This window comes from Halobaculum rarum, assembly GCF_040025155.1.
GTDB classification, from domain to species: domain Archaea; phylum Halobacteriota; class Halobacteria; order Halobacteriales; family Haloferacaceae; genus Halobaculum; species Halobaculum rarum.
In genome coordinates this window covers 84,133-106,397 of sequence record NZ_CP157275.1, presented here as the reverse complement: position 1 = coordinate 106,397, position 22,265 = coordinate 84,133, and the positions used below count along the sequence as shown (strand labels likewise).

Annotated in this window: 20 protein-coding genes and 1 tRNA gene; 13 read left to right on the top strand and 8 right to left on the bottom strand. The window is 69.1% G+C overall.

Going from position 1 to position 22,265, the window contains the following annotated elements:
- Window positions 1-85: 85 nt before the first annotated feature.
- Together ABJD39_RS00595 and ABJD39_RS00590 are read right to left on the bottom strand one after the other, a co-directional pair.
- Entirely contained in the window at window positions 86-1,225 is a 1,140-nt protein-coding gene (locus ABJD39_RS00595; RefSeq protein ID WP_348610732.1) for an asparagine synthase C-terminal domain-containing protein, read from the bottom strand.
- On the bottom strand, window positions 1,222-1,905 hold the full coding sequence (locus ABJD39_RS00590) for a PHP domain-containing protein (RefSeq protein ID WP_348610729.1): 684 nt from the start codon (window positions 1,903-1,905) through the stop codon (window positions 1,222-1,224). The genes ABJD39_RS00595 and ABJD39_RS00590 overlap by 4 nt, the downstream gene beginning before the upstream one ends.
- Window positions 1,906-2,034: 129 nt before the next feature.
- Between ABJD39_RS00590 and purL the strand changes: the two genes are divergently transcribed.
- Both purL and ABJD39_RS00580 read left to right on the top strand, forming a co-directional pair.
- A complete protein-coding gene (gene purL / locus ABJD39_RS00585; protein WP_348610726.1) occupies window positions 2,035-4,224 on the top strand; it encodes a phosphoribosylformylglycinamidine synthase subunit PurL in 2,190 nt (729 codons plus the stop codon).
- Between the two features lie 89 nt (window positions 4,225-4,313).
- Complete coding sequence (locus tag ABJD39_RS00580; RefSeq protein ID WP_348610723.1) at window positions 4,314-5,633, top strand: hypothetical protein; 1,320 nt, start codon at window positions 4,314-4,316, stop codon at window positions 5,631-5,633.
- Between the two features lie 7 nt (window positions 5,634-5,640).
- Here the strand turns inward: ABJD39_RS00580 and ABJD39_RS00575 are convergent, their stop codons facing one another.
- Window positions 5,641-5,793, bottom strand: a complete 153-nt coding sequence (locus ABJD39_RS00575) for a DUF7550 family protein (protein WP_348610720.1) — start codon at window positions 5,791-5,793, stop codon at window positions 5,641-5,643.
- 63 nt (window positions 5,794-5,856) lie between these two features.
- Here ABJD39_RS00575 and ABJD39_RS00570 point away from each other — a divergent pair, with 63 nt between their 5' ends.
- The 4 genes from ABJD39_RS00570 to ABJD39_RS00555 all read left to right on the top strand — a co-directional run bounded on the left by ABJD39_RS00570 (window position 5,857) and on the right by ABJD39_RS00555 (window position 9,607).
- Window positions 5,857-7,596: an alpha-glucosidase gene (locus ABJD39_RS00570; protein ID WP_348610717.1), complete on the top strand. Its 1,740-nt coding sequence runs from the start codon at window positions 5,857-5,859 to the stop codon at window positions 7,594-7,596.
- 61 nt (window positions 7,597-7,657) lie between these two features.
- Window positions 7,658-7,984: a hypothetical protein gene (locus ABJD39_RS00565; RefSeq protein ID WP_348610714.1), complete on the top strand. Its 327-nt coding sequence runs from the start codon at window positions 7,658-7,660 to the stop codon at window positions 7,982-7,984.
- 125 nt (window positions 7,985-8,109) lie between these two features.
- On the top strand, window positions 8,110-8,940 hold the full coding sequence (gene hisF, locus ABJD39_RS00560) for an imidazole glycerol phosphate synthase subunit HisF (protein WP_348610711.1): 831 nt from the start codon (window positions 8,110-8,112) through the stop codon (window positions 8,938-8,940).
- Between the two features lie 97 nt (window positions 8,941-9,037).
- On the top strand, window positions 9,038-9,607 hold the full coding sequence (locus ABJD39_RS00555) for a DUF1684 domain-containing protein (protein ID WP_348610708.1): 570 nt from the start codon (window positions 9,038-9,040) through the stop codon (window positions 9,605-9,607).
- Window positions 9,608-9,667: 60 nt separating this feature from the next.
- Here ABJD39_RS00555 and ABJD39_RS00550 read toward each other — a convergent pair whose 3' ends face one another.
- Window positions 9,668-9,976: a DNA-directed RNA polymerase subunit L gene (locus tag ABJD39_RS00550; protein WP_348610705.1), complete on the bottom strand. Its 309-nt coding sequence runs from the start codon at window positions 9,974-9,976 to the stop codon at window positions 9,668-9,670.
- 84 nt (window positions 9,977-10,060) lie between these two features.
- Window positions 10,061-11,083, bottom strand: coding sequence for an MBL fold metallo-hydrolase (locus ABJD39_RS00545; RefSeq protein ID WP_348610702.1), 1,023 nt, complete (start codon window positions 11,081-11,083; stop codon window positions 10,061-10,063).
- Between the two features lie 211 nt (window positions 11,084-11,294).
- On the opposite strand from ABJD39_RS00545, the gene ABJD39_RS00540 reads away from it, so the two are divergent.
- A complete protein-coding gene (locus ABJD39_RS00540; RefSeq protein ID WP_348610699.1) occupies window positions 11,295-12,626 on the top strand; it encodes a sensor histidine kinase in 1,332 nt (443 codons plus the stop codon).
- A gap of 100 nt (window positions 12,627-12,726) precedes the next feature.
- On the opposite strand, the gene ABJD39_RS00535 is transcribed toward ABJD39_RS00540, so the two are convergent.
- On the bottom strand, window positions 12,727-13,416 hold the full coding sequence (locus ABJD39_RS00535) for a uracil-DNA glycosylase family protein (protein ID WP_348610697.1): 690 nt from the start codon (window positions 13,414-13,416) through the stop codon (window positions 12,727-12,729).
- A 133-nt stretch (window positions 13,417-13,549) separates the two neighbouring features.
- Window positions 13,550-14,023, bottom strand: coding sequence for a DUF5793 family protein (locus ABJD39_RS00530; protein WP_348610694.1), 474 nt, complete (start codon window positions 14,021-14,023; stop codon window positions 13,550-13,552).
- Between the two features lie 122 nt (window positions 14,024-14,145).
- Here ABJD39_RS00530 and ABJD39_RS00525 point away from each other — a divergent pair, with 122 nt between their 5' ends.
- From ABJD39_RS00525 to ABJD39_RS00500, 6 genes are all read left to right on the top strand, one after another.
- Window positions 14,146-14,679 carry a DUF7549 family protein gene (locus ABJD39_RS00525; protein WP_348610691.1) on the top strand — a complete coding sequence of 178 codons (534 nt, stop codon included), beginning with the start codon at window positions 14,146-14,148 and terminating at the stop codon, window positions 14,677-14,679.
- A gap of 130 nt (window positions 14,680-14,809) precedes the next feature.
- On the top strand, window positions 14,810-16,537 hold the full coding sequence (locus tag ABJD39_RS00520; protein ID WP_348610688.1) for a type II/IV secretion system ATPase subunit: 1,728 nt from the start codon (window positions 14,810-14,812) through the stop codon (window positions 16,535-16,537).
- A gap of 6 nt (window positions 16,538-16,543) precedes the next feature.
- The gene (locus ABJD39_RS00515) at window positions 16,544-18,670 is read left to right on the top strand and encodes a type II secretion system F family protein (RefSeq protein ID WP_431357889.1); all 2,127 of its coding nucleotides are present in this window, start codon (window positions 16,544-16,546) and stop codon (window positions 18,668-18,670) included.
- Window positions 18,667-19,350 carry a class I SAM-dependent methyltransferase gene (locus ABJD39_RS00510; RefSeq protein WP_348610685.1) on the top strand — a complete coding sequence of 228 codons (684 nt, stop codon included), beginning with the start codon at window positions 18,667-18,669 and terminating at the stop codon, window positions 19,348-19,350. The genes ABJD39_RS00515 and ABJD39_RS00510 overlap by 4 nt, the downstream gene beginning before the upstream one ends.
- A gap of 102 nt (window positions 19,351-19,452) precedes the next feature.
- Window positions 19,453-20,571, top strand: a complete 1,119-nt coding sequence (locus tag ABJD39_RS00505; protein WP_348610682.1) for an NAD(P)/FAD-dependent oxidoreductase — start codon at window positions 19,453-19,455, stop codon at window positions 20,569-20,571.
- Between the two features lie 150 nt (window positions 20,572-20,721).
- Window positions 20,722-20,793, top strand: a tRNA-Gly gene (locus tag ABJD39_RS00500).
- 151 nt (window positions 20,794-20,944) lie between these two features.
- On the opposite strand, the gene ABJD39_RS00495 is transcribed toward ABJD39_RS00500, so the two are convergent.
- Entirely contained in the window at window positions 20,945-22,252 is a 1,308-nt protein-coding gene (locus ABJD39_RS00495) for an MFS transporter (protein ID WP_348610679.1), read from the bottom strand.
- Window positions 22,253-22,265: the final 13 nt, after the last annotated feature.

Genomic DNA, 22,265 nt, shown 5'->3' with positions numbered 1-22,265 from the left:
ACACCGCGTCGGCCGCGCGAGCCCGCGAGGCAGTGTCGCCTGTCAGCAAACTCCCTCTGCCAGCGACTGCTTTCGCCAGCGTGCGCTATCGCTCGTCGCGCGGGCCGTACGCGTCGCCGCAGAGATCGGCGATGTAGCGCCCGACGTGGTCGTCCATCCGACGCTTGAACCCCGCCTGCCGCGCGAGGCGGTCCAGTTCGCGCGAGACGTAGGTGCCGTACTGGACCGCCTTCTTCTCCGCCGAGCGGACCCGGTCGGGGACGAGTCCCTCGGCGGCCGCGCGAAGCGCGACCTTCCGCTCGCCGTCGGCGACGAGGAGGCGTTCCGGCAGCGCCAACGCGGAACTCACGACGCGGTCGTGTAGCAGCGGCGCGACCGGTTCGACGCCGGCGGCCCGGAGCGCGAGTACGTCACGCTCCAGTTGGTCGGGGAGCGTCGCGACCGTCTCGCGGCGGGCCCCGCGCACGGTGTCGGCCTCGACGCGATGCTCGTCAGCCGGGGCGACCACCTTCGCGTAGCCGCCGAACAGTTCATCGGCGCCCTGCCCGACCGCGAGGCGGTCGTAGCCGTCGACGGCCGCGCGTTCCCCGACAATATACAGCGGCAACGCGATAGCGATATCCATCGGGTTGCGCCGCCCGGTCGCCGCGACGATCTCGGGAACGGCGCGTTCGAGGTCGGCGTGCGAGAGGGACACCTCCCGCAGGTCGCGGTCCATCGCCTCGGCGGCCGCACGAGCGGCAGCCACGTCGTGTGCGCCCTCGAAGCCGGCGACGTACAGCGGCGCCTCGGGGACGCCGGCGGCGACGACCGCCGAGTCGACGCCGCCGGAGAACGCGACCGCGAGCCCGTCGGGGTCGACCGCGCGAACGCTCGTCTCGACGGCGTCGGTGACCGATCCGAGCGCGGGCTCGGCCGCAGACGGCTCGGGATCGGGCAGCGACCAGACGCATCGCTCGCCGTCAGCATCGAGCACATACCCCGCGGGCAACGAGCGCGGACGGTTCAAGTCGGTAGGAGTACGGCTCCAGTTGTCGGGGTCGTCGCGGTCGATGAACAGGGGTCGTCGACCGAGGACGTCCCGAACGAGCGTCCCGTCGAGAATTCCCGCGAACCCGCCAGTTCCGGGCAAGGGGTCCCCGGCCGCGATCGCGGCGCGGACGAGGGCGGGATCGGCGACGTCGCCGTCGAGGTCCGTCGCCTCGGGTCGACGCTCGCGGCTCACAGGAGCTCGTCGACGCAGCGGCCGATACGCCGCTTGGCGCCGCCGGCGGCCTGCCGGAAGGAGATGTACCACGGCGTCCGCTTGCCGACGACGCTCGTGCGACCGTCGCGGATCGCGTCGAGGATCGCGTCGACCGAGCGGTCCTCGGCGCCGACTTCGGTAACGGCCTGTCCGACCATCTCCGCGATGTGCGCGTCGCTCCCGGCCGTCATCGGAACCCCGTGGTCCACCGCGAACGACTCCGCCTGTCGATTCGACCGCCCCGTCAGCAGCCGCGAGTTGTACACCTCGATTGCGTCCGCGTTCGCCAGTTGGTCGTCGGTGATGTGCGGCGCGACGCCGTGGCGCGACTTCTGGAACGGGTGGGGAACGACCGCGAGGCCGTCCTGTTCGTGGATCCGGTCGAGCGTCTCGTCGTAATCGAGTCCGGCGGGGATCAGCTCCTCGATACCGAACGCGAGCACGTGGCCGGCGGCGCTCGTGATCTCCATTCCGGGAATGCCGACGAGTCCGTAGTCGTCCGCCAACTCGGCAGCCTCCAGGCTCGCGTCGAGCGCGTCGTGGTCGGTGACCGCGAGCGCGTCGAGGCCCACGGCGGCCGCCTGTTCGAGAAGCATATCGACCGGGTCCCGCCCGTCGTGCGAGAGCGCGGAGTGACTGTGCAGCTCGACCGATAGCACAGTCGACCGTACTCGCGGACCGTAGAAAAGGGACCCGGTCCGATCGGAGTCACCGCCAACGCCGACGCGAATAGGCACGACCGTGCATATAGAAAGCCATTTTGCCGGTCGTGTTGACCGCACATGTGAATGCCCCTCGCCGACGCGGATCGGGAACTGGTGGAGGCGGAACTCGGCCGGGAGCCGACCCGGGCCGAGTCCGCGCTGTTCGAAAACCTCTGGAGCGAGCACTGTGCATACCGCTCGTCGCGTCCGCTGCTGGGCGCCTTCGAGAGCGAGTCCGACGACGTGGTGATCGGTCCGGGCGACGACGCGGCCGTCGTCGCGCTCGACGATGAGACGTACGCCACACTCGGCATCGAGAGCCACAACCACCCCTCGTACGTCGACCCCTTCGACGGCGCCGCAACCGGCGTCGGCGGCATCGTCCGCGACACGATGTCGATGGGCGCGTATCCCATCGCGCTGGCGGACTCGCTGTACTTCGGCGGCTTCGACCGCGAGCACTCGAAGTACCTGTTCGAGGGCGTCGTCGAGGGAATCAGCCACTACGGCAACTGTATCGGCGTCCCGACGGTCGCCGGCTCCGTGGCGTTCCACGACGGCTACGAGGGGAACCCCCTCGTCAACGTCGCCTGCGTCGGGCTGACGACGCCGGACCGACTCGTCACCGCGACCGCCGAGACACCCGGCAACAAGCTCGTCCTCGTCGGCAACGCGACCGGCCGGGACGGCCTCGGCGGCGCCTCCTTCGCCAGCGAGGACCTCGCGGAGGACGCGGAGACCGAGGACCGCCCCGCGGTACAGGTGGGCGACCCCTACGCCGAGAAGCGGCTCATCGAATGCAACGAAGCCCTCGTCGACGAGGGTCTGCTCGTGGCCGCCCGCGACCTCGGCGCGGCCGGGCTCGGCGGGGCGTCCTCCGAGTTGGTCGCTAAAGGTAGCCTCGGGGCCGAGATCGCGCTCGACCGCGTCCACCAGCGCGAGCCGAACATGAACGCCATGGAGATCCTCCTCGCGGAGAGCCAGGAGCGCATGGTGTACGAGGTCCGACCCGAGGACACCGACCACGTCGCCGAGCTGGCCGACCGCTTCGATCTCGGCTGCTCGGTCATCGGCGAGGTGACCGACGGGAACTACGTGTGCACGTTCGAGGACGAGACGGTCGTCGACGCTCCCGCGGAGTACCTCGCCGACGGCGCGCCGATGAACGACCTCGACCGCGAGGAGCCGAGTCAGCCCGAGCGCGACCTTCCGACGCTCGTCGATCCCGGCGACGGCGACGGTGGTGAGGACGACGGGGCGCGCGGAACCGTCGACGACGACGCGCTCGCCGAGGCGTTCGAGGCTGTCGTCGGCCACCCGAACACCGCGAGCAAGCGCTGGGTATACCGGCAGTACGACCACGAGGTCGGCGTTCGAACCTCGGTACTCCCGGGCGACGACGCCGCCGTGATGGCGATCCGCGAGGCCGAAACCGACGCGGGCGAGCCGCTCGGCCTGGCGCTGTCCTCGGGATCCGAGCCCCGGTGGACCGAGGCGGCGCCGTACGAGGGCGCACGCGCGGTTGCACTGGAGAACGCCACGAACCTCGCGGCGAAGGGGGCGACGCCGCTTGCGGCGGTCGACTGTCTCAACGGCGGGAACCCCGAGAAACCGAACGTGTACGGCGGCTTCGCGGCCGCCGTCGACGGGCTCGCGGATATGTGCGCGGACCTCTCGGTTCCGGTCGTCGGCGGTAACGTCTCGCTGTACAACGACTCCGTCGCGGGCCCGATCCCGCCGACGCCCACGTTGGCGGTCATCGGGACGAAGGCCGGATTCTCGGCGCCGCCGGCGGCGTTCGACGGGGAAGGGACCGTGCTCGCAGTCGGCGAGGCCGGCGGCGCGCTGGGCGGCTCCGAGTTCCTCGCACAGGCGGGCGGAAGCGACCGCTTCCCCGCGCTCCCGGAGAACGCGCCGGCGGTCGTGGAGACGCTCGCGGCCGTCGCCGACCGCGACGGCACCCTCGCGGTCCACGACGTGAGCCACGGCGGCCTCGCGGTCACGCTCGCCGAGATGGTGACCGGCGAGGCGGGCGCGAACGTCGCGCTCGACGACGCGCTCGCGCTGTTCGACGAGACCCCCGGCCGCGCGGTGATCGAGACGACCGATCCCGACGCGGTTCGCGACGCCTTCGAGGGCGTCGCGCCGGTCGAGACGCTCGGCGAGGCGACCGCCGACGGAACGCTCTCGTTGACAGTCGGCGATACTGAACTCCAGTACGACGCCGCGTCGATCCGCGACCGCCGGGCGGTCATCGAGCACGAATTGGACTGACGGTCACGGTCGCGAACCCGGCCGTTCCAGGGGTGTGAAACCGTGAGAATCGAACGAACGCTTTTTCGTTGTTCCGTTGACAGTAAACCGTGTCCCTCCGACCGCTCCTCCTCGCTGTCCTGCTGGTCGTCGCCGGCTGTGCGGCTCCTGTCGGGCCGTCGCCTGCGGTGACGGAGCGGGATTCTGCGGAACCGTCGACGGAATCGACACCGGTTTCGACGCCGTCGACGCAGCCGTCGCCACGCACGAGCGAACCGGAGACGACCACGTCGGACCCCTCCGTGTCGCCCCCGGTGCTCGCCGAGGAGTACGACGTTCGCGTCGCTGGCGGATCGCTCCCGGTCGAATATGGGTTGGTGTTCGCCCGCGTGGCGGTGGCGATGGATCGACCGACGGCCGAACCGCCGTCGGTCGTCCGTATCGAGCCGACCGAGTCGATGGGGTTGGGTGGGGCCGAATACCCCGAGTTCTACCGACTGCTCGGCTTCCGCGTGAGCGAGGATCGCGAGCGCGCGCTCACCGCGGCGGCGTACGTCGCGACGCCCGAGGCGGTCGTCGTCAACGAGGCGATCCTCGCGGACGAGGCGGGCGCGGAGTCGACGCTGGCTCACGAGTCGGTCCACGTCGTTCAGTACCGGACCGGCGCGTTCGAGCAGCTCGCCGGGACCGCGGCGGCGCCGTCGGGGTCGACCGCCGAGCGGCTGCTGCAGGCGGCGATCGTCGAGGGGTCGGCGACGTACGTGGAGGGGGAGTACGTCCGCCGATACGCGCCGGGGGCAGCGTCGCCGACCGAGTCGCTGCGAACACGGACGGCCAACGGGTCGCCCGCCGAGCGGCTCGGCGTCGCGCCGTACCTCGCCGGAGCGCGATACGTCGACGCGCGCGTGTCCGATCCCGGCGAGGTGCGGGCGGTGTACGACGACCCGCCGCGCACCGCCGAGGAGTTGCTCCACGACCGGCCGCCGGGGAGCGAACCCGTCGCCCCCCTGACCGTCCGTGACGCGCCGAGGGACGACTGGACGAGCGGTGCGGATGCGACGGACACGTACGGGGAGCTGTTCGTCCGAGTGACGCTCGAAACGGGGGTCGGCGAGGCGACGGCGGCGGACGCCGCACACGGCTGGGGGAACGACGTGCGACGGCGATTCGTCGCGGCCGACGGAGCGGGGTCGACGCGAACCGGCTACGCGTGGGCGATCCGATTCGACGACGACGCCAACGCGACGGCGTTCGCGGCGGCGTTCGAGACGTGGCGCGAGGCTCGACCGGCGAACGCGTCGACGGTCCGGCTCGTGCGCCCCGCGCCGGAGACGGTCGTGCTACTGCTCGGTGACGAGCGGTTCGTGACGCGCGCGTCGGCGTCCGGGCGCGATGGAGCGGTCACCGTCCGCGTGAACGGAAGCGGGTGATCCGCAGTTACACCAGCAGAAGCGGCAGTCCGAAGGCAACGAGGATGCCGACGAGCGCGATGACCGCGCCGGTGACCGCCTGCCCGGTCGTGATCTCCTGCATCGGGGAGGTGACGCGCTCGTAGTCGAACTCCTTGTAGTGGTCGTGGTGGTCGGCCATGTGCTGGTGTCGGCGACGGCGGGGCAAAAAAACACCTATCCCGTCGGGCTCGGTGGTGTGGGTATGAACGACGAGCGCCGCGCTTGGTGGAAGGAGGCGACCGTGTATCAGGTGTATCCGCGGAGCTTCTCCGACAGCGACGGCGACGGCGTCGGCGACCTCGCCGGGCTGGCGTCGCGGGCGGACTACCTGGCGGATCTGGGCGTCGACGCGGTGTGGCTCAACCCCGTCTACGAGTCGCCGATGGCGGACAACGGCTACGACGTCGCCGACTACCGGGCCATCGACGACACGTTCGGGACCATGGCGGACTGGCGACGCGTGCGTGACACCCTCCACGAGCGGGACATCCGGCTCGTGATGGATTTCGTCCCGAACCACACCTCCGACGAGCACGAGTGGTTCGAGGCCTCGCGCCGCCGAGGGCGGACCGCCGACTGGTACCACTGGCGCGACGGCGTCGACGCCGACGAGGTCGCATGGGACGCCGAGGACGGGCCGGACGGGGAAGCACCGCCGAACAACTGGCAGTCCCTCTTCGGCGGCCCCGCGTGGAGCTACGATCCCGAGCGCGGCCAGTGGTACCTCCACCTGTTCCACCGCAGACAGCCCGACCTCAACTGGGAGGAGCCGGCCGTCCGCGAGGCGGTCGCCGACGAGATGGCGTTCTGGGTCGACGAGGGGATCGACGGCTTCAGGCTCGACGTGGTGAACCTGCTCTCGAAGCCGGACGGCCTCCCGTCGGGCGACCCGGACTGGCCGTACCGCGGGACGCTGCTGTCGGTTCCGAACGGCCCGCGCATCCACGAGTACGTCTCCGAGCTCCACGACCGCGCGTTCGCCGGGGAGGACCTGCTCCTCGTGGGCGAGTGCATCGGCGAGACCTCCGTCGACGAGGCCGCCCGGTACGTCGGCCCCGACGGCGACGGCCTGGGAATGATCTTCCACTTCGACCACGTCGGGATCGGCCGGGGCGAGCGCCTGTGGGACCGCACCGACTGGTCGCTGACCGACCTCAAGTCGGTGTTCGACCGGTGGCAGGAGGGCCTGTACGGGAGGGGGTGGAACAGCCTCTACTTCAACAACCACGACCAGCCGCGCGTCGTCTCGCGGTTCGGCGACGACGGCGAGTTCCGCCCCGAGTCGGCCACGTGTATCGCCACGCTGCTGCACACGCTCCGCGGGACGCCGTACGTCTACCAGGGAGAGGAACTGGGGATGACGAACCCGACGTTCGAGTCGCTCTCGGAGTTCCGCGACGTCGAGACGGTGCGGGCGGTCGAGGAGGCCATCGAGTCGGGCGAGGTCGGCTCCTTCGAGGAGGTCCGGGAGGGACTCAACGCCCACAGCCGCGACACGAGTCGGACGCCGATGCAGTGGACGGCCGGGCCGAACGCGGGGTTCACCGACGGGGAGCCCTGGATCCGGCTCCACGAGGACCACGAGTCGGTTAACGTCGAGGTCGAGCGCGCGGACCCGGAGTCCGTGTGGCACTACTACCGGCGGCTCATCGACCTCCGCGACGACCACGACGTGCTCGTGTACGGCGAGTACGAGAACCACACTCCCGACGACGAGCGGGTGTGGGCCTACAGCCGGACGCTCCCGCGAGCCGAGGGCCGGAACCGTGCGTTCGTCGCCCTCAACTGGAGCGGCGACCGCGTCGAGGTGGACCCGCCCGCTGCCGTGGCGGGCGAGGGGGCGACGCTGGCGCTATCGAACTACCCGGAGTCGCCGTCACCCAGCACGGTCGGGGCGTACGTCGCCCGCCCGTGGGAGGCGCGAGTATACCTGCTGCAGTGACCGGGCGGTGAGCGCTCCCGTCCCCCGAACGGCTAAGTGGCGTCCGCGAACGACCCGTGGTATGGTCTCCGACACCGAAACGACCCTCCTCCGACGCGTCCAGCGTGCCGCACAGCGAAACGAGTACGTCGCCGAGGGGATCTGGTGGGCTGTGTTCGCGTGCTACGCCGTCACGGTCGCCGGCATCAGCCTCGGCGGCGTCGTCGGCGGGGGATACCTCTACTTCCGGTACGTCCTCCCGGCGGTCACCGCGCGAGTCGAGCCGATGGCGCAGGCGGTCGTCGGCCTCGGGTACGTGTTCGTGCTGTTCGTCCTGCTGCACTCGGTCGTGACCCGCATCCGAGCGTGGTTGTACGGCGGGGGCACCGTCGCCGGCTGGAAGCAGTGAACGGGAGAGCCGAACCCAGGTGAACCGACGACCGATGAAGGGAGCGTAGTCGCCGCCGCGACCGGTGTGGCGACGCCCGCGCGGACAGGCGAAACGATGAAACCCGGTTCGGGGCTATCGAACGTATGACTCTCACGAAGCGGATCATCCCGTGCATCGACGTCGATATCGACGACGACGGGAACGCCGCCGTCTACACTGGCGTCAACTTCGAGAACCTGGAGTACTCCGGCGACCCCGTCGAGATGGCCAAGAAGTACAACGAGGCCGGCGCCGACGAGTTCGTCTTCCTCGACATCACCGCCTCCGCTGAGGGGCGTGAGACGATGCTCGACACCGTATCCGCAGTCGCCGACGAGTGTTTCATCCCGCTGACCGTCGGCGGCGGCATCCGAACGAAAGCCGACATCAAGGAGACGCTGCGGGCGGGCGCCGACAAGGTGTCGATCAACTCCGGCGCCATCGAAAATCCCGAGTTGATCACCGAGGGCGCCGACGCCTTCGGCAGCCAGTGCATCGTCATCTCCGTCGACGCGCGGCGACGCTTCGACGACGAGGGCGACCACTACGTCGAGGTCGAACGCGAGGACGGCACGACCGAGGAGTGCTGGTTCGAGTGCACCGTCAAGGGCGGCCGGGAGGGGACCGGCCTCGACGTGGTCACCTGGGCGACGGAGGCCGAAGCGCGCGGCGCGGGGGAGCTGTTCGTCAACTCCATCGACGCCGACGGGACGAAGGACGGCTACGACATCCCGGTGACGAAGGCGGTGTGCGACGCCGTGTCGACGCCGGTGATCGCGTCCTCCGGTGCCGGCGGTCCCGAGCACATGCGAGAAGTGTTCGTCGAGGCCAACGCCGACGCCGCGCTGGCGGCCAGTATCTTCCACTTCGACGAGTACGGCATCGACGAGGTGAAGCGCTATCTCGACGAACACGGGCTTCCCGTTCGGCTCTGAGCCGGGCGGCGGCCACCGTCGGTCCCGGTCCCCCGTAATTGTGCGGATCGGACACGACCGCTGAACGTTGAACACGCGGGCCGGCGAAGGGCTGAGTATGAGCACGGACAGCGACACCGACATCGACCCCGAGGCCTACGCCGAGCGCGTTCGCGAGGACCGCCGCAAGAAAGACGAGTTCTTCGCCGAACACCCGCGTTCGCCGGTCCCGCAGTCCGAGCGGGCAGGGTTCTCCGGCCTGAACTACTTCGACCCGGATCCCGCGTACCGATTCGAGGCGACGTTGCACGAGCACGACGACCCCGAACGGATCACCGTCGAGACGACCCAGGACGGCGCCCGGGAGTACGACAACGTCGGCGAGTTCCGGATAACCGTCGACGGCGAGGACGTGACGGTCCAGGCGTACCGCTCGCCCGGCGACGAATACCGCCTGTGGGTGCCGTTCCGCGACGAGACGAACGGCGAGTGGACGTACCCCGCCGGGCGGTACCTCGATCTGGAAGATCCGGACGCCCGGACCGACGACGGCGACTGGGTGCTGGACTTCAACGAGGCGTACAACCCCTACTGCGCGTACAGCGAGGCCTACGAGTGCCCGCTCGTCCCGATGGGCAACTGGCTCGACGTGGAGATCCCGGCGGGCGAGACGCTGTCGGACGAGTAGCGACGGGGAGAACGGTGTGGGAAAGCGGTGTAGATGACGGCCTGGCGGGCGCGTGCCGCCTCAGGCTTCGGCGGCCGCGGCGTCGTCGAAGGCGGCCTCGACGCGGTCGTAGAGCGTTTCGAGACTGTCCGAGATACCCGTCGCAGCCTGTTCGAGCGCATCGAGGGGGTCGAGCCCGTCCTCGGTCTTGATCGAGAGGATCGGCTCGGTCTGGCCGCCGGACTGCTCGGGGTTCATGTCGTACGTCGCGGCCGCGACGCCGTCGGTGTTGAGCAGTTGTCCCTTGAGGACGTTCATGAACGTGTGGTCCTCGCCCGCGATCTCGATGCGGAGTTCCTCGTCCGTCTTGTCGATGACGCGAAGTTCCATTGCCGGAGCGTTCGCCGCAGGCGCGTTTCAAGCTTGTGTTCCGCGAATTAGCCCGCCGTCGCGGTCACTCGGGAGCTGTGTCGTTCACTCGCCGGTCCACTGGACCACGCGGTCGATCCCGGGGTCGGGAAACAGCGACGCAACGTCGGGGTCGGCGTCGACGAGCGCGTAGCGGGACCCGTCACGTTCGACAACGCCGGCGCCCGCGAGGTGATCGAGGTGGGCGTACGCCTCCCCGGGACCGTGGAGCACGTGAATCCCGTGGAGGTCGCCGAACAGCGCGGCACTGATCTCCCACGGCGTCGACGGGCCGAGATCGGCGAGCGCGTCGACGACGTTCTCCGTGCGCTCGACGTGGTGCCGGAGGATCGTCGCCGCCCGTCCAGCCGGGTCGTCGATGCGGTCGCGGTGACCGGGCCACGCCGTTCCGGGGTCGAGGTCGATCAGGTCCAGCAGGCTCTCGACGTAGCGTCCGAGAGGGTCCTCGACGCGGACGTCGGCGCCGCCGACGTTCGGCGTGTACTTCGGGAGGATCACGTCGCCGACGAACGCCTCGTCGCCGGCGGCGTCGTGGAAGGCGGTGAGCCCCGCGGCGTGGCCGGGGAGGTGGACGGCTTCGAGGGTCCGATCGTTCACCTCGAAGGCGTCGCCGTCGACGAACGACTCCACGTCGCACGGCTCGCCGCCGAGGTCGCCGTGATCGTTGAGGAACTCGACGAGTTCGGCGCGGGTCTCCTCGGGCATTCCCCACTCCCGGAACTTCTCGCGCTGGAGCCGCTGCTCCTCGAGCAGGCTGTCCTCGTCGCCCGCGACGAGGGGGGCGTCGGCCTCGTGGGCGTGGATCGTCGCACCCGAGGCCGCCTGGATGGCGCCCGCGAGCCCGGCGTGGTCGGCGTGCCAATGAGTGAGGAGGACGCGGTCGACGTCCGCGAGGTCGTGGCCGAGATCCGCGAGCCCGGACGCCAACTGCTCGCGCACGGCCGGGAGCGCGACGCCGGCGTCGACGAGGACGAGTTCGTCGGCGTCGGCGCCGTCGGCGGTGCCGTCGAGCACGTAGACGTTGTTGAGCCCCTCGAAAACGGTGTTCGTGAGACGGATCCGCTGCATACCGACCGATGCGCCTCGGGTGGCAAGAACCCTTCCGACTCGGAGCGCGACGGCCACGACGTACGCGCGGTTCGGAAGCTTCGCCGCGTCATACAAGTTTTCATCAACGCGAACTCCGTACATACTCGCGAGTGTCCCCCGAACAGCGCGTCGGCTCTCGCCGCGTCCGGTCCGTTCGAGGCGCCGCAGTCGAGTACTGCGGGGTAAGTCGATGACGTGGCAGTCCGGTCGACTGGTGTTCGTCGTGCTGGCCGGCGGGGTCGTCGGACTGCTGGAACTGGGGCTCGTGCCCGGCCGGCTTCGAAACCGCGCGAGGGACGCAGTCGCCGCGGCCTTGGCGTCGGTCGGCGCGTGGGCGTCGGCCGCCGCCGTTCGGTACAGCGACGACGACGCGCCGTCGCGGGCAGCCGCCCCGCCAGTCGCGCGCGAGGTCGCGGTCGACGCCGCGACGGAGGGGTTGATCGTCGTCGACGGGGACGGCATCGTCATCGACTGCAATCCGGCCGCCGCCGACGCGCTGGGTCGCACGCGGGACGCCGCCGTTGGCGAACCGATCGAGGCACTCGACTCGGATCTGGCCGCCCTGATCGAAGACTCGGTCGCCGACAGCGGACGGTCGGCTACCGTGAACGCCTCCGAGCCCGAGCGACTCGTGACGGACGACGCGATCGGCGGGACAGGCGCGACCGGGACAGCCGAAGCACCCGGAGATGCAGGACGGACAACGCGTCTCACCCGAATAACCAACGAGGGAAAACGCCACTACGAGGTTCAGGTCAGCTCGTTCGACCGACCCGAACTCCACGGACGGGTCATCACGCTGCGTGACGTCACCGACAGGCATCGACTGCGCCGACGAATCGGCGTGTTGAACCGGCTGCTTCGACACGATCTCCGGAACGAGATGAACGTCGTCCTTGGATACGCCGAACTGATCGATGAGCGGCTCCGGAAGCTGGCCGATCCGGGGGGCCCGGGGGCCGACGACGAGGCGACGACCGCGCTCGATCGGATCACCGGCGCCGCGGAGACGATGCTCGACCGCGCCGAGACCGTCCGTCACGTCGAGGCGACCCTGGATACGGACGGGTCGGCGCGAACACGTCTCGACGTCGTCGGGCTGGTTCGCGCGCACGTCGACGGACTGGCTATGGACTATCGCTCCGTGGACCCGCAGGTCACCGTCGACGCCCCGGACTCCGCGTGGATAACCGCCACCGGACTGATCGACACCGTGTTCGATAACCTCCTCGAAAACGCGATCGAACACAGCCACCACGAGCGCCCGACCATCGATATCACCGTCACGGAGTCGGCGGACTGTGTCGCCGTAACGGTCGCCGACGACGGCCCTGGGATCCCCAGTCAGGAACTGGAAACGTTCCAGACCGAAGCCGAGACGGCGGTCACCCACTCGTCGGGACTGGGGCTGTGGCTCGTCGTGTGGATCACGGAGGCGTCGGGCGGACGAGTCTCCTTCGACGTGGACGAGACCGGGACGGCGGTCACGGTGGAGTTCCCGGCCGCCGACCCGCCGGAGTAGCGAACCGGGTGGAGTAGCCAACCGAGACGGAGTAGCCGAACCTGTGAGCGTTCTGCGGATGCCCCGGCGAGCAATGAAGCGGTACCCGCCGAAGCGGCGTTCACCGAACGAGGTACGGGTCCGAGCCGGCGATGAACCGCCCGAGATCCGACTCGCGACGGTAGTCAGTGGCGCGAAGCGTCGCGAGCGCGTCGACCAGCCGGTCCGCGTCCGTGGAGCCGGAGGCGTCGCCGCCGTCGGTCGCGTCTTTCGTTTCGGTCCACTCCGCGGGGTCTTTGATCGGGAGGACGAGCCAGCCGGAGCCGCGGATCTCGCGGCCGTGGAGGTCGTCCATCCGGATCTGGGTCTTGTGCGCCTGCGCGGTGTACTGCTCCAGCACGTGCCGGGTGGCGCGCTCGCCCACCGGGAGCAGCACGTGAGCCGCGATGGCGCGCACCTCCGCGTCGAAGAACCGCTCCATGTCGTCGTACGACGCCGACGTCGGCGTTCCGTCAGGGCCGAGTCGATCGTCCGTCGCCTCGCACATGTGGAGATACGAGAGGAACGTCGAGTCGACCGTCGGCGCGTCGCCGGCCGTCTCCAGCAGTCCGGCGCGGACCAGCGCGTCGAGGACGCGCTCGCCGGCGGCCGAGCCGGTGAACGGAACGCCGGTTTCGAGCCCGCCGTGGACGCCCGGATGATCCCCGATGACGTGGAAGTCGGCGTTCGCGTCGCCGTATCCGGGGACGAACCGATCGCACTCGGGAGACAGTCCGAAGGGATTCGACACGCGGTCGGTGACGTTCTTCACGGCACCTTGTTGGGCGCGAGCGGGGCAAACCGGTTTCGGTCCCGATCGCGTGGCTTCCGAACAGGTCGAAGGGAGGACAGACCGAACGGGGACGGCAGCGACATATTCACTGTCTGCGACGGTCAGCGACTCGCTACAGCTCGACGCCCGAGGGGATCAGGCTCTCGTGGCGAAGCAGGTTCCCCTCGGCGTCGTACACGAGGAACGTCTCCTTCTCGTAGGCGACCAGCGGCTCGCCGTCGACGTCGATCTCGACGCGGTAGCGACCGTCGCCGTCGCTGGCTCGGCCGTACTCGCGGGCCGCACGAATGAATCGGAGCACGTCGTCGGCGGATTCGTTGAGCTCGAGGACGAAATCGCCCGTGTGACGGTTCGTCACGCCGACGACGCCGGTCGCCTCGGGGTCGTGTTCGTGATCAGACTGCAGGCGGAACGCCACGTCGGTCTCTCCGGCGTCGAGCAGCTCGTCGTCGGTCCCGGTGAGGCGCTCCCGGAGGAGGTCCGCCGCGCCGTGAAACTCGATGTACACGTGCGGCTTGGCGGGATCCGCGTCGGTTTCGACCCAATCGATGTCCTCCACAGTCAACTCGAAGTAGTCGCGCCTCATTCCGTGTACGACCGTAGGGGATCGGTGTGTAAGTACGTAACGCCCCCGGCGGCGACGGACCGGCAGGCACCCGCAGTCGTCGGTCCAATCGATTTATCCCGACGCGCCGTGCTCCGGGGAACATGGTTTGGGTTCGGTCGGAATACACGGGTGAACTCGCCGTCCTGTCCACGTGGGTCGCGGCACTGCTTCCGTGGAACGTGTTCTACGGCGCCGTCTCCGGGGGTTCGGTGCTGTTCGTCCGCTTCCCGCTGTTTCAGATCCGCTACGCGTTCGGGCTCCCGTTCGTTCGCGCGACGAGCGTCTCCTCGCCGGTCTCGGCGTACCTGCTGCAGTCGGGGACCTCCGTCCAGATCGCGTACGCCGCGTGGCTCGTTGGCGCGGCCGTGTACCTCGTCGCGCTCGGGGTCTCTGTGTACTACTACCGCGAGGAGGAGCGTGCGGAGTCATGGACCGCCGACCCGGTCGACGTGCTGGGCGGCCTGCTCGTCGTCTCCGCGCTGTTGTTTCTCGTCGCCTCAGTGCTGTTCCCCGAGCGCTTCTTCGGGATCGGCTTCGGCGTCGGCGGCGGGTTCCCGGGCGTGTCACTGCCGGTCGGCGCCGTCCTCCAACTCGTGCTCGGTGGCGTGCTCCTGCGCGCGGAGCGGGTGAGCTGAGCGCGCGTCGACCCCCCGGGCAAGCGCGTCGCCGAAGATCGAGCCGCTGTGGCGGTCTGGCGCGGTCCCGCCACTGTGGCGCTTGGTGGTGAACTTAAGTATCGGACTTCCCTACGGCCTGCAGTAACCGATGTCGGGGGACGCCGCAGATACGACGGCCGACGACCGCCCCCTGTCGACGCTCAGGCGGCGCCTCGCGCGAACGCTCGAGGTGCTCCGCGGCGCCGACCTCGAGGTCCGGCCGTTCCTTCCCGGAGAGGACGGGCCGCTGGCGTCGTTCGACCCGCCCGCCGACCACGACGAAATCGAGCGCTATTGGGTGAACGCCCCGTACGCGTACGTCGTCGTCACCTACGACACGGAGTCGGACAACCACGTATACCACGTCGTCGAGCCCGAACTCGACGACTTCGAGTTCGACCTGCTCCAGCGCGTCGTCGACGACATTCGCGACCCGCTGTTGTACCGCGACGATCCCGGCGAGGCGGACGACGACCAACTTCGGGACGAGCTGACGGCGCTGCTCGAACAGTACGGCGTCGACGCGTCGATGCGGACGTTTCACAGTCTGCTGTACTATCTGCGGCGCGATTTCAGGGGATACGGGAAGATCGACGCCCTGCTGTCGGACCGCCACATCGAGGACATCTCCTGTGACGGCTACGACCTCCCGATATTCGTCTATCACGACACGTACACCGACATCGAGACGAACGTCGTCTTCGGGCCGGACGAACTGGACAACTTCGTGATCAGACTGGCCCAGCGGTCCGGCCAGCATATCTCCGTCGGCGACCCGGTCGTCGGGACGACGCTGCCGGACGGGTCGCGCGCCGAGCTCGCGCTCGGCGAGGAAGTCACGCCCCGCGGCTCGGCGTTCACCATCCGCCAGTACGCGGAGGAGCCGTTCACGCCGATCGACCTGATCGAGTACGGGACGTTCTCTATCGAGCAGATGGCGTACTTCTGGCTGTGCATCGAGCACAACAAGAGCCTCATCTTCGCGGGCGGCACCGCATCCGGGAAGACCACGTCGATGAACGCGGTGTCGATGTTCATCCCGCCGCGCTCGAAGGTGCTCACCATCGAGGACACCCGCGAGCTGTCGCTGTACCACGACAACTGGCTCTCGTCGGTGACCCGCGAGCAGATGGGCGAGGGCGAGGACATCGACATGTACGACCTCCTGCGCTCCGCGCTCCGGCACCGGCCGGAGTACATCATCGTCGGCGAGGTTCGCGGGGACGAAGCGCTCACCCTGTTTCAGGCGATGAACACGGGTCACACAACGTTCTCGACGATGCACGCCGACTCCATCGAAACGGTGATCAACCGCCTGGAGAACGAACCGATCAACGTCCCGCGGGCGATGGTTCGATCGCTGGACCTGCTGTCGGTCCAGACGCTCGCCCGCTTCGACGGCGGACGCGTGCGCCGCGCGAAGACCGTCGGCGAGATCGGCGGGATCGACCAGCGGACCGGGGAACTGGACTACTCCTCGGTGTACGAATGGGACGCCGGAACTGATACCTTCACCGGCCGGGACTCGGCGCTGCTCGATGAGATCCAGTCCGATCGAGGGTGGAGCCGGTCGGAGCTGCTGTCGGAGCTTCGCGATCGGCGACGGTTCCTCGCACACCTCCAGGACCACGGCGTCACTGACTATCGTCGCTTCACCGCACTCGTCAACGAGTACTACGCCGACTCCGATCGCGTGATGGATCGGATCGAGACCGCCGAACGCGATGCGGAAGACCGGACGGCGTACGACGAGACGGTAGTCGACGAGAGCGTCCCCGACGAAACGATATCGGACGACCAGGACACCGACGATCCGGACTTCGGCGACGAGGGCTGAGTGGTGGTGCTGTCGTTCCTCCCGTTGGCCGGCGCGCTCCTCCTGTTGGCGCCGGTTCTCGCCGGGACGGTGAGCCGGGAGGCGGACCTCGCCGTCACCCGGGTTGCTGTCCACGCCTTCGGCGACTACGTGGTCGCCGACCACTCTCGTGCGAGCCGCCAACGCGACCGGCTACGGGCCGCACACGTCGGCGTCACTCACCGGTTATACGCGTCGAAGACACTGTTGTACGCTACCGTCGCCGGCGTCTCGGGGAGCGTCCTCGGCGTGTACGTTGCCGCGGGGGCGCTGGCGCTGCTTCGGATCGGCGGGGAAGCGATTCGGGCGGCGTTGCCCGCCGCACTGGGCTTTTTGGCGGACCTCACGCGAATCGGCGAGCTCGGCGTCGCCGACCTGTTCCCGCTGTTGCTCGTCTCCTCCGCGACGGTGGGCATCGGGTCGGCCGCCGGCGTGTACCTCTTCCGGTGGCAGATCCTCGACCAGCGCGCCCACGCCAGGGCGACGCAGATCGAAGCGACGCTCCCACGGACGGTCGCGTTCGTGTACGCGCTGTCGCGCTCGGGAATGGAGCTACCCGCAGTGTTGGAGACGCTGTCGCGCAACGAGGACGTGTACGGCGAGGCCGCCCGCGAGCTGGGCGTCGCCGTTCGCGACATGGATACGTTCGGGACGGACGTGATCACCGCGCTCGAACGGATGGCCGAACGCACGCCCTCGCAGAACATGGCCGAGTTCGGGGAGAACCTCGCGTCCGTGCTCGGCAGCGGCCGGGAGCTCTCGGCGTTCCTGCACGACCAGTACGAGCGGTACCAGGAGGAGGCCGAATCTCAGCAGGAGCAGTACCTCGAACTCGTCTCGACGTTCGCGGAGGCGTACGTGACGGTGCTCGTCGCGGGGCCGCTGTTTTTCATCACGATCCTCGTCGTCATCGGGATCGTCCTCTCGGACACGCTCCCGGTGTTGCGCGCGGTCGTCTACCTCGGGGTCCCGCTTGCGAGCTTCGGCTTCGTCGTCTATATCGACTCGATCACTCGGTCGACGAGCGACACACTCGTATCGGTGCAGCCGGTGGGGGACGCACGCGTTCTCGCGGTGACGCCGTCGAGCGTCGCCGGATTCAGCGGTGCCTCGGACGCCAGAGCGGATGGCGGCGCGGCGGGCCTCGACGGCGCAGCCGTGGACACCGATCGGTGGGGCCTAAGCAGGGAACGGCTGGCCGCGTACGACCGGATCGAAGCCGTGCTCGACGCCGCGAACCGCCCCGCCGAACTCCTCCTCCAGCGGCCAGAGTTGACCGCGGGTATCACCGTTCCGGCCGGCTTGTGGTGGGTGTGGATGCGGACGCCGGCGCTGCCGCTCCAACCGCTCCCGTTCGTCCGGGCCGTCGATTCGCCGGTGATCGAAGCGACGCTGGTGGTGCTCGCCGCCTACGGCCTCGCCTACGAGATAGAGAAACGGCGGATACGGGCGATCGAACGCGCGGTCCCCGACTTCCTCGATCGGATGGCGAGCATCAACGACGCCGGCATGAGTATCATCGAGAGCCTGCGTCGGCTCACCGACTCCGACCTCGACGACCTCACACCGGAGATCGCGCGGACCTGGCGGGACGTGGAGTGGGGGGCGACCGTCACGACGGCGCTCGATCGGTTCCGCCAGCGGATCCGCTCGCCGATGGTGTCGCGGGCGGTCGCGCTCGTCACGAACGCCGTCGAGGCGAGCGGCGACGTGGCGCCGGTGCTCGCGATCGCGGCCGACGAGGCGCGTTCGACCCGGCGGCTCCGTAGGGAGCGTCGACAGGTCATGGTGACGTACCTGCTCGTGATCTACGTCTCCTTTGCGGTGTTCCTCGGGATCATCGCGGCGCTGACGGTCGCGTTCATCCCGGCCGTCGAGGGGGCACAGCTGTCGTCCCCCGGCGGCGTCTCCGGCGTCTCGACCGGCGTGTTCGAGGGGATCGGCGGCGTCGAAACGGACAGCTACGTCCTGTTGTTCTATCACGCCGCGGCGATCCAGGGGGTCGCGTCGGGGCTCATCGCCGGACAGTTAGGCGAGGGAAGCGTCAGCGACGGCGTGAAACACGCGACCGTGATGCTCCTGCTCGCGCACCTCACGTTCGTGATCGTCGGATGACGCGGGACGATCCGGACTCGACGACGCGGACGACCGCGTCGACGTACGACCGCATCGCCGGCCACTTCTCGAAGACGCGCGAGCACACCTGGCCGGAGGTGGAGTCCTTCCTCGACGGGCGTTCCGGGGGGGTCGGGATCGACGTCGGTTGCGGGAACGGTCGTCACTGCGAGCCGCTCGGCGATCGGGTCGAAGCGGTGGTCGGCGTGGACGTGAGCGAGGGACTGTTGCGTGAGGCGCGAGCACGAGCCCGCGAGCGCGGGTACGACCCGGCCGTCTCGTTCGTCCGTGGCGACGCCGCCGCGCTCCCCGTCGCCGACGACCGAGTCGATCTGGCTGTGTACGTCGCCGCGCTTCATCACCTCCGACCGCGCGAGCGACGCGTCGCCTCGCTGTCGGAACTCGCCAGAGCGCTCGCACCCGACGGACGGGCGCTCGTGAGCGCGTGGAGCACCGCCCACGACCGCTTCGACGCCGACGCGGACGCCGAGGTCGGGTTCGACACGACGGTCGACTGGACCCTTCCCGGCGGGGAGACGGTGCCGCGGTTCTACCACATCTACGCGCCGCGGGAGTTCGACGCCGATCTGGTCGCGAGCGACCTCCGGATCGTCGACTCGGTCGTCTCCAGCGGCAACTGCTATGCGGTCGTCGAGCCCGAGCGATCCGACGGTCCGTGAACCCGGCACGCGAACAGCGGTATGTGAACGCTTCCCGGGTGGATACGCCGGCCGCACGACCGGACGCGTTTTTATACGGGGGCCGGCCCAACACCGGAATAGATGACCACGGACGACGAGTTCGACTACGACGTGACGGTTGTCGGCGGCGGCCCGGCGGGACTGACGAGCGCGCTGTACGCGACTCGGCTCGGCCTCGATACGCTCGTCGTGAACCGCGGCGGCGGCCGCGCGGCGATGATGCGTGACACGCACAACGTGATCGGCGTCACCGAGGAGACCTCGGGCAACGAGTTCCTCCAGACCGCACAGGAGCAGGTGCAAAGCTACGGCGGGGAGTACCGCCGCGGCTTCGTGGAGGATATCGAGGCGCTCGATGGGGGCAACGTCGACGGCAACGGCGACGACGACGGCGACGAGGATGCCGTCGGGTTCCGTGTCGACACCGCGGATGAGGAGCTGACGACGCGCCGCGTCGTGCTCGCGACCGGCTTCTCCGACGGGCGTCCCGACCCGCCGCTGCCGCAGACCGGGATGGGACTCCACTACTGCCTTCACTGTGACGCCTACATGTTCGTCGACGAGTCGGTGTACGTGATGGGGACGGACGACTCGGCCGCGTACGTCGCGATGATCATGCTCAACTTCACCGACGAGGTGGACGTCCTCCTGCGCGGCGCAGAGCCCGAGTGGTCCGACGACACCGCGGAGCTGCTGGAGAACCACCCGGTCGACGTGATCCACGAGGAGATCGCGGGGATGAACAAGGACGACGACGGCTGGCTGGAGAGCTTCGAGTTCGAGGACGGCACCGTCCGCGAGTACAAGGGCGGGTTCCCGATGTACGGCTCCGACTACAACGCCGAACTCGCGGACGCGCTCGGGCTGGATCGCGAGGACTCCGGCGAGGTCGCCGTCGACGACCACGGCCGAACCTCCGTCGAGGGCGTGTACGCGGTCGGCGACCTGACGCCCGGCCACAACCAGATCCCGGTCGCGATGGGCGAGGGCGCCAAGTGCGGCATCGCGATCCACATGGACATGCGCGCGTTCCCGCGCTCGGCCGACGAGATCGCCGAACTGGGCCCCGTCGACGGCTCCGAGGTGCCCGCCATCTCCCCCGAACTCATGGCGACCGCCGTCGCCCACGAGGGCCACGCCGGGGGGCCGCGCGAGGACGCCGTGGACGTGGCGAGCGACGAGGCGGCGGCCGACGACTGATTCTCCCTCGCCCCGCGTCGGTCCGCGCCGACGGAAACGGTAAACCCCTTATTCCCCCACCGAGTACGTGGGAGTACCCTCGGTGCGCCGGTGGTGAGCGAATCCGGACGGATTCGCGAGGTACGGCGCGCGAGGAACGCAGTGACGAGCGCGCCGGTGGTCTAGCTGGTATGACTTTGGCCTTCCAAGCCAACGACCGGGGTTCAAATCCCCGCCGGCGCATGTTCTGCCGAGCGAAGTGAGGCGAAAATCCCCCGAGGGGATTTGATAGTAGACCGGACGCGCACAGCGGAGCGAGCACGTCCGGGCGTGGTTCAAATCCCCGCCGGCGCATGGTTTTCCGGACCGCAACCCGCCAGCGACGGCGCCGCGGTCAGTCGTCCGCCGGGTCAGCGTTCGCATCGGCCAGCGCCGCCTCCCGTGCCGACGCGCGGCGGAACACGACCCAGAAGACGCCGGACGCGACCACGATGAACCCCGCGGCCGTGTAGAACGCGGCGCTCGTCGAGACGTACTGCTTGATGGCGCCGATGCCGACCGGCCCGGCGACCTGTCCGACCTTCCACGAGATCGACCGGAGGCTCATCGCGGAGGCGACCGAGTCGTACCGTTCGCCCTCCTCGACGAACAGCGACATCGACGCGGGCAGGCGGATGGAGTCGGCGATGCCGAGCACCATGTACGCCCCGAAGAGGCTGAAGAACGCGCCGCCGAGCGTCTGCTCGCCCCCGAACGCGACGAACCGGACGGGGTCGATCGTTCCCTCGAAGTAGTAGCTCAGCGGGATGAGCGCGGTGCCGATCCCGTACAGGAACGCACCGGCGACGACGAAGTACTCCTTGTTGCCGACGCGGTCGGAGAGGTCGCCGACGTACCCCTGCGTGATCGACTTCGTGAGCTTCCCGCCCGCGAGGATCCAGCCGATGGCGAACGCGGTCGTGCCGAACTCGGTGCGCGCGAGGATGGGGAGGAAGATGATGACGGCCATCTTGCCGACCGAGAAGGCGAGCCGGAAGACGACGAGCGCGCGGATCATCGGGAGGTCCAGCAGCGCCTTCAAGGTCGCGACGCCGCCGCCGGCGTCGTTCTCGGTGCCGCCGCCGGGGTCGTCCCGGAGGTTGAGAAGCACGAGGACGAACGCGAGGATCGTGACCCCCGTGAGGACCACGTAGGTGAACGTGTAGCCCTCGGCGAACAGGAGGTAGCCGCCGACCACGTCGCCCGCGAGGCTGGAGAACGCCGCGACCTGATTGTACGACCCCAGCCACCGCCCGTTCTCGTTGTCCGGGGCGATGTGACCGACGACGGTCGAGCCCGTGATCCAGAGGACGGACGCGCCGACGCCCTGAAGCACCCGGACGAGGATGACGTGGGTCGCGCTCTCGACGAGCATGAACCCGAAGAAGACGACGACGTTGATCGCGAGCCCGAGCAGGAGCCAGTGTTTCGCGTTACTCGTGTCGACTTTCCGGCCGAGCGGGAGGACGATGAGCAGTTGGACGACGGCGAAGGCGGTGCCGAACAGTCCTTCGACCGTCCCGGTCGTTCCGAAGTCCTCGGCGTACAGCGCCAGCGCGATGAGCAGCGTCGAGTACGCCTGACTCCGCGCGAACGCCGTGCCCGCCAGCGCCGAGAACTCCTTGTCGCGCAGGAGGGCGACGGAGTTGCCGAACTGCACCACTGTTACGTTCCGA

Coding starts and splice junctions, on each gene's coding strand:
- ABJD39_RS00575 (WP_348610720.1), bottom strand. CDS start 5,793: ATGGCCGACCACCACGACCACTACAAGGAGTTCGACTACGAGCGCGTC.
- ABJD39_RS00530 (WP_348610694.1), bottom strand. CDS start 14,023: ATGAGGCGCGACTACTTCGAGTTGACTGTGGAGGACATCGATTGGGTC.
- ABJD39_RS00510 (WP_348610685.1), top strand. CDS start 18,667: ATGACGCGGGACGATCCGGACTCGACGACGCGGACGACCGCGTCGACG.
- ABJD39_RS00505 (WP_348610682.1), top strand. CDS start 19,453: ATGACCACGGACGACGAGTTCGACTACGACGTGACGGTTGTCGGCGGC.
- ABJD39_RS00545 (WP_348610702.1), bottom strand. CDS start 11,083: ATGCAGCGGATCCGTCTCACGAACACCGTTTTCGAGGGGCTCAACAAC.
- purL (WP_348610726.1), top strand. CDS start 2,035: ATGCCCCTCGCCGACGCGGATCGGGAACTGGTGGAGGCGGAACTCGGC.
- ABJD39_RS00520 (WP_348610688.1), top strand. CDS start 14,810: ATGTCGGGGGACGCCGCAGATACGACGGCCGACGACCGCCCCCTGTCG.
- ABJD39_RS00550 (WP_348610705.1), bottom strand. CDS start 9,976: ATGGAACTTCGCGTCATCGACAAGACGGACGAGGAACTCCGCATCGAG.
- ABJD39_RS00525 (WP_348610691.1), top strand. CDS start 14,146: ATGGTTTGGGTTCGGTCGGAATACACGGGTGAACTCGCCGTCCTGTCC.
- ABJD39_RS00570 (WP_348610717.1), top strand. CDS start 5,857: ATGAACGACGAGCGCCGCGCTTGGTGGAAGGAGGCGACCGTGTATCAG.
- ABJD39_RS00565 (WP_348610714.1), top strand. CDS start 7,658: ATGGTCTCCGACACCGAAACGACCCTCCTCCGACGCGTCCAGCGTGCC.
- ABJD39_RS00555 (WP_348610708.1), top strand. CDS start 9,038: ATGAGCACGGACAGCGACACCGACATCGACCCCGAGGCCTACGCCGAG.
- hisF (WP_348610711.1), top strand. CDS start 8,110: ATGACTCTCACGAAGCGGATCATCCCGTGCATCGACGTCGATATCGAC.
- ABJD39_RS00540 (WP_348610699.1), top strand. CDS start 11,295: ATGACGTGGCAGTCCGGTCGACTGGTGTTCGTCGTGCTGGCCGGCGGG.